At 58.6% G+C, this 5,226-nt stretch carries 4 protein-coding genes, 1 tRNA gene and 1 pseudogene; 1 reads left to right on the top strand and 5 read right to left on the bottom strand.

What is annotated here, in order from left to right; all coding sequences use genetic code 11:
* From secD to queA, 4 genes and pseudogenes are all read right to left on the bottom strand, one after another.
* Positions 1-1,090, bottom strand: a pseudogene (gene secD, locus AAAB16_RS22125) (protein translocase subunit SecD); the annotation flags it as partial.
* Positions 1,091-1,154: 64 nt separating this feature from the next.
* A complete protein-coding gene (yajC, locus tag AAAB16_RS22120) occupies positions 1,155-1,493 on the bottom strand; it encodes a preprotein translocase subunit YajC (RefSeq protein ID WP_110616483.1) in 339 nt (112 codons plus the stop codon).
* Positions 1,494-1,532: 39 nt separating this feature from the next.
* The gene (tgt, locus tag AAAB16_RS22115; protein WP_177411353.1) at positions 1,533-2,648 is read right to left on the bottom strand and encodes a tRNA guanosine(34) transglycosylase Tgt; all 1,116 of its coding nucleotides are present in this window, start codon (positions 2,646-2,648) and stop codon (positions 1,533-1,535) included.
* Positions 2,649-2,662: 14 nt separating this feature from the next.
* Positions 2,663-3,712 (bottom strand): tRNA preQ1(34) S-adenosylmethionine ribosyltransferase-isomerase QueA, encoded by a 1,050-nt coding sequence (gene queA / locus AAAB16_RS22110; RefSeq protein ID WP_340665276.1) that lies wholly within the window; start codon positions 3,710-3,712, stop codon positions 2,663-2,665.
* A 109-nt stretch (positions 3,713-3,821) separates the two neighbouring features.
* On the opposite strand from queA, the gene AAAB16_RS22105 reads away from it, so the two are divergent.
* A tRNA-Leu gene (locus tag AAAB16_RS22105) sits at positions 3,822-3,906 on the top strand.
* A 101-nt stretch (positions 3,907-4,007) separates the two neighbouring features.
* Here the strand turns inward: AAAB16_RS22105 and AAAB16_RS22100 are convergent.
* Entirely contained in the window at positions 4,008-5,207 is a 1,200-nt protein-coding gene (locus tag AAAB16_RS22100) for a hypothetical protein (RefSeq protein ID WP_340665275.1), read from the bottom strand.
* Between the last annotated feature and the right edge of the window lie 19 nt (positions 5,208-5,226).

The following is a 5,226-nucleotide window of genomic DNA, read 5'->3' as shown; positions in this document are numbered from 1 at the left end:
TGCTACGACCGACGTTGGTACGGGTCGCGCGGCTCATCAGTTCGCCGCCGTGACCGTCGAGACGGATGTTCACTTGCGGGCGACCGTTTTCGTCGAAGCTCGCCGAAGCGTCGGTTACCTGGTCACCAGTGATGATCAGGCCCCGCTCCAACTGCACCGGCGGACGGCCCGGCTCACGGAACTCAAAGGCTTCGGTGGTGGCTTTGGTCGCGTCAGCGCCAGCGGCCAGACGGAATTCCAAGTTGGCGGTTTTACCGAGAATACGTTTGGCTTCTGCGGTGTCTTGCACGCCTGGCAGTTCAACCACGATGCGGTTGGCGCCTTGACGTTGTACCAGCGGCTCGGCCACACCCAGTTCGTTGACGCGGTTACGTACCGTGGTCAAGTTCTGCTTGATCGAGTATTCGCGAATCTCGGCCAGTTTGGCCGGGGTCAATTCCAGACGCAGTACCTGCAGGCCGTTACGCTCGACCGAGGTCACCTGGAAATCAGTGAAATCTTTGCGGATAAGCGCTTGCGCTTTGCTCAGCGACTCTTCGTCGCTAAAGCCCAACTGAATGGCGCCACCTTGCTCAGGCAGGCTGCGGTACTTGACGCGCTCTTTGCGCAGCAGGCTTTTTACGTCGCCTTCGTAGACTTTACGGCGGGCATCCAGGGCTTTTTCCATGTCCACTTCCAGCAGGAAGTGCACACCACCGGACAAGTCCAGACCCAGCTTCATCGGGCTGGCACCCAGGTTACGCAACCAGGTTGGCGTGGTCTGCGCCAGGTTCAGCGCCACCACGTATTCGTCGCCCAAGGCTTTACGCACGACATCCTTGGCCGGCAATTGCTGTTCTTTTTTCAGCAGACGGATCAGACCGCCTTTCCCCTGCGCAGCCAACGTGGCCGCTTTGACCTCGATACCTGCGGCGGCCAGTGCCTTGCTCGCGCGGTCCAGATCAGCCTGGCTGACTTGCAACGCGGTGCTGGCTCCACTGATCTGTACGGCCGGGTCGTCCGGGTACAAGTTCGGCGCAGAATAAATGAAGCCGATCACCAGAACCGCGACGATCAGCAGGTATTTCCACAGAGGGTATTTGTTCAGCATGACGCCGCCCGCTTATGACGCGGGGCGCCTTTAGCGCCCCGTCGGATAATAAATGTTGTGAAGTTTAGATGGCTTTCAGAGTGCCTTTGGGCAGCGTGGCACCAATAGCGCCTTTCTGAATTTTCAGCTCAACAGTGTCAGACACTTCAATAACCACGAAATCGTCGGTCACTTTGGTGATCTTGCCGGCGATGCCGCCGGAGGTAACTACTTCGTCGCCCTTCTGCAGATTGCTCAGCAGGTTCTTCTGCTCTTTCGCACGCTTGGCCTGTGGGCGCCAGATCATCAGATAGAAGATAACCATAAAGCCGACCAGAAAGATGATCGACATGCTGTCGCCGCCCATTGGGCCTGCGGCAGGCGCTGCGCCTTCAGCCAGAGCGTCGGAAATGAAAAAGCTCATGTAAAACTCCTGTTAGAGATTCTTTTTAAAGGTGATTTGTCAGTCCAGCGGCGGTGTAGTGAGACCGCGCCGGGCATAGAAGGAATCGACGAAGGCGGCCAATGTACCCTGTTGAATAGCCTCGCGCAAACCAGCCATAAGGCGCTGGTAATGACGCAAATTGTGGATGGTATTCAACATGCTACCGAGCATTTCGTCGCACTTGTCCAAGTGGTGCAGATAGGCCCGGGAGAAGTTCTGACAGGTGTAGCAATCGCAGGTCGGATCCAGCGTGCTGTTGTCCTGTTTATGAGCCGAATTGCGAATCTTCAGAACCCCGGTATCGACGAACAGATGGCCGTTGCGCGCATTACGCGTAGGCATCACGCAGTCGAACATATCCACACCACGGCGCACACCTTCAACCAGGTCTTCGGGTTTGCCAACGCCCATCAGGTAACGCGGTTTGTCCGCCGGCATCTGCCCTGGCAGGTAGTCGAGCACGCGGATCATCTCTTCCTTGGGCTCGCCCACCGATAACCCGCCAATCGCCAAACCGTCGAAGCCGATCTCGCTCAGGCCCTCCAGCGAGCGCATACGCAGGTCGTGGTGCATACCACCTTGAACGATGCCAAACAGCGCTGCGGTGTTGTCGCCATGGGCAATCTTCGAGCGCTTGGCCCAGCGCAGCGACAACTCCATCGAGGTGCGCGCCACGTCGAGGTCAGCCGGGTACGGCGTGCACTCGTCAAAAATCATCACGATGTCCGAGCCCAGGTCGCGCTGCACCTGCATCGACTCTTCCGGGCCCATAAACACTTTGCTGCCGTTAACCGGCGAAGCGAAGGTCACGCCCTCCTCTTTGATCTTGCGCATGGCACCGAGGCTAAACACCTGAAAGCCACCGGAGTCGGTGAGGATCGGGCCTTTCCACTGCATAAAGTCATGCAGCCCGCCGTGCGCCTTGATCACCTCCATACCCGGCCGCAGCCACAGGTGAAAGGTATTGCCGAGGATCATCTGTGCGCCAATCGCCTCAATATCGCGCGGCAGCATGCCTTTTACAGTGCCGTAGGTGCCGACGGGCATAAACGCCGGGGTTTCTACCACACCACGGGGAAAGGTCAGGCGACCACGACGGGCTTTGCCGTCGGTGGCCAACAGTTCGAAGCTCATGCGGCAGGTGCGGCTCATGCGTTCTCCTCGGGTCCGCGCGCGGCGGGATTGCGGGTAATGAACATGGCATCACCGTAACTAAAGAAGCGGTAACCCTCGGCAATCGCGGCCGCATAAGCGGCCATGGTTTGCGAGTAACCGGCAAATGCCGACACCAACATCAGCAAGGTCGATTCGGGCAGATGGAAGTTGGTAACCAAAGCATCGACCACATGGAACGGCCGGCCAGGGTAGATAAAGATATCGGTGTCGCCACTGAAGGGCTTCAGTAGGCCATCGCGCGCCGCGCTTTCCAGCGACCGCACGCTGGTGGTTCCCACGGCGATCACCCGGCCGCCACGTTCACGGCAAGCGGCCACGGCATCGACAACTTCTTGCGTCACTTCCAGCCACTCGTTGTGCATATGGTGGTCTTCGATGCGCTCAACGCGCACCGGCTGAAACGTGCCAGCGCCCACATGCAGGGTGACAAATGCGGTTTCCACGCCCTTAGCGCGAATGGCGTCGAGCAGCGGCTGATCAAAATGCAGCCCGGCAGTGGGCGCCGCTACGGCACCCGCACGCTCGGCGTACACGGTTTGATAACGCTCACGGTCGGCGCTGTCATCGGGGCGGTCGATATAAGGCGGCAACGGCATATGGCCGACGCGCTCGAGCAGCGGCAACACATCTTCGTTAAAGCCCAGCTCGAACAGTGCATCGTGACGCGCCAACATCTGCGCCTGGGCACCACCATCAATCAAGATGGTCGAGCCCGGCTTGGGCGACTTGCTCGAACGCACATGGGCGAGCACGCGGCGATTATCCAGAACACGTTCGACCAGCACTTCCAGCTTGCCGCCGGAAGCCTTCTGGCCAAACAGGCGCGCGGGAATGACGCGGGTGTTGTTAAACACCATCAGGTCGCCAGGGCGCAGGTATTCCAACAGGTCGGAGAATTGGCGATGAGCCAGAGAGCCGGTCGGCCCGTCCAGAGAAAGCAGGCGGCTGCCCTGGCGTTGCGCCAAGGGGTGGCGCGCGATCAGGGCGTCCGGCAGCTCGAAATTGAAATCGGCAACACGCATGATGGGAGGTCATTTTTCAGGGGCGCGAAGTTTAACGGAAATAGCAAAAATTCACCACGCAACCCCGTTGACCAAGTGCAAACCTCTCCCTATACTGCGCGCCCTATGTGCCCTGGTGGCGGAATTGGTAGACGCGGCGGATTCAAAATCCGTTTTCGCAAGGAGTGGGAGTTCGAGTCTCCCCCGGGGCACCACACATACGAAGAAAGGCCTTGATTTTCAAGGCCTTTTTTTATGCCTGAAAAAAAGTGCCGCGGCCTTACTGGCTTGCACCGCGCACCTTAGCGCTCGCTACCTAACGCTCAATAAACACGCTGGTTTGCGCGGTAGAGGGTTGCCCGTCGACCCAGGCAAACGCGAGAAAACCAAAGGTATTTCCCGGCGCCAGATCCACCGTCGGCTCACAGCTCCAATTGCCAAATTCGTTGATGAGTGCATTACAGATTTCGCTGCCAATCGCTATACCGCCATCGGCGGGAGCAACGCTGAGTGAGACTTTCACGGCAGCACCTGGTGCACCCGTACCGCTGATGGCCGGGCGCTGGGTTGTCACCGCGCCATGAGCCTGAGTATTAGGCGACGTAATACGCAGCGGTGCAGGCGGCAGTCCCGGGCGGGAAGTAACCACCAGGTCGCGGGGGTAACTCAGCCCCTCAACAAGGCGGACGACCTTGACCCGCCCCTCACTGACATACCATTTGAAAACCTTGTCGTCCCAGGTGAAATAGAGCCCCCCTGAAGCATCGACTGCCAGCGCGCCCCCGTCTGCACCTCTAATAATCCGAGTGGAATATCCCGCTGGATGGTAACGATAGATCCCAGGCCCACCGCCTTTAGCTGGATCGGCTTTATCGACATCGTCGGCTGAGAAATAGATATCTCCACCACCGACCGCCAACCCGCCCAGTCTGCTTACACCAGTGATCAACAGCTGCAATTCGCCGGTTTTAGCGACTCGTTTATACACAGAGCGCTCTTCTGCAGCGGAGAAATACAGATCGCCGTTATGGTCGAGTACAAGGCGATTCACCCGCTTACTCGCGACAACAGAGCGGCCGCCCGCGGCGGGGAAGTACAACAGCTCCTGGTTGGGGTCATCACTGATATACATGCCGCCATCGCGGTCGATCGCGATGTCTGTGGGCCCGAGCAAGCCACGCATTAACACCGTGCCACCGCCACCACCTGGCGGATAGCGCGTTACGGTGCCAGAGTGGTAGCTCGCGACATAGATATTTCCGGCGGCATCGGCGGCAATACGCGGCTGGTTAACAAAGCTGTCGATGTCACGTACAGGTGCTGCCGGGTCCGCGCTGAGTACCGACAACTTGCCATTTCCGTAGGCACCGTCACCAACGCCGTCCTGTGCGATATAGATGATCGGGCTGTCCGGTGCAGCAGCCAATGCCGGGGTTGTCAGCACAACAAGAAGCCCAGTGAATGCCACTAGGCTGCGAGCAAAAAAAGGACGTGTAGACCAAGAATAACTAGACATAGCGGTGCACCTCTAAGCC

It is taken from the genome of Pseudomonas sp., assembly GCF_037994325.1.
GTDB lineage: Bacteria > Pseudomonadota > Gammaproteobacteria > Pseudomonadales > Pseudomonadaceae > Aquipseudomonas.
Note: the sequence above shows the minus strand (reverse complement) of the source record. Positions and strands in the feature narration are given on the sequence as shown.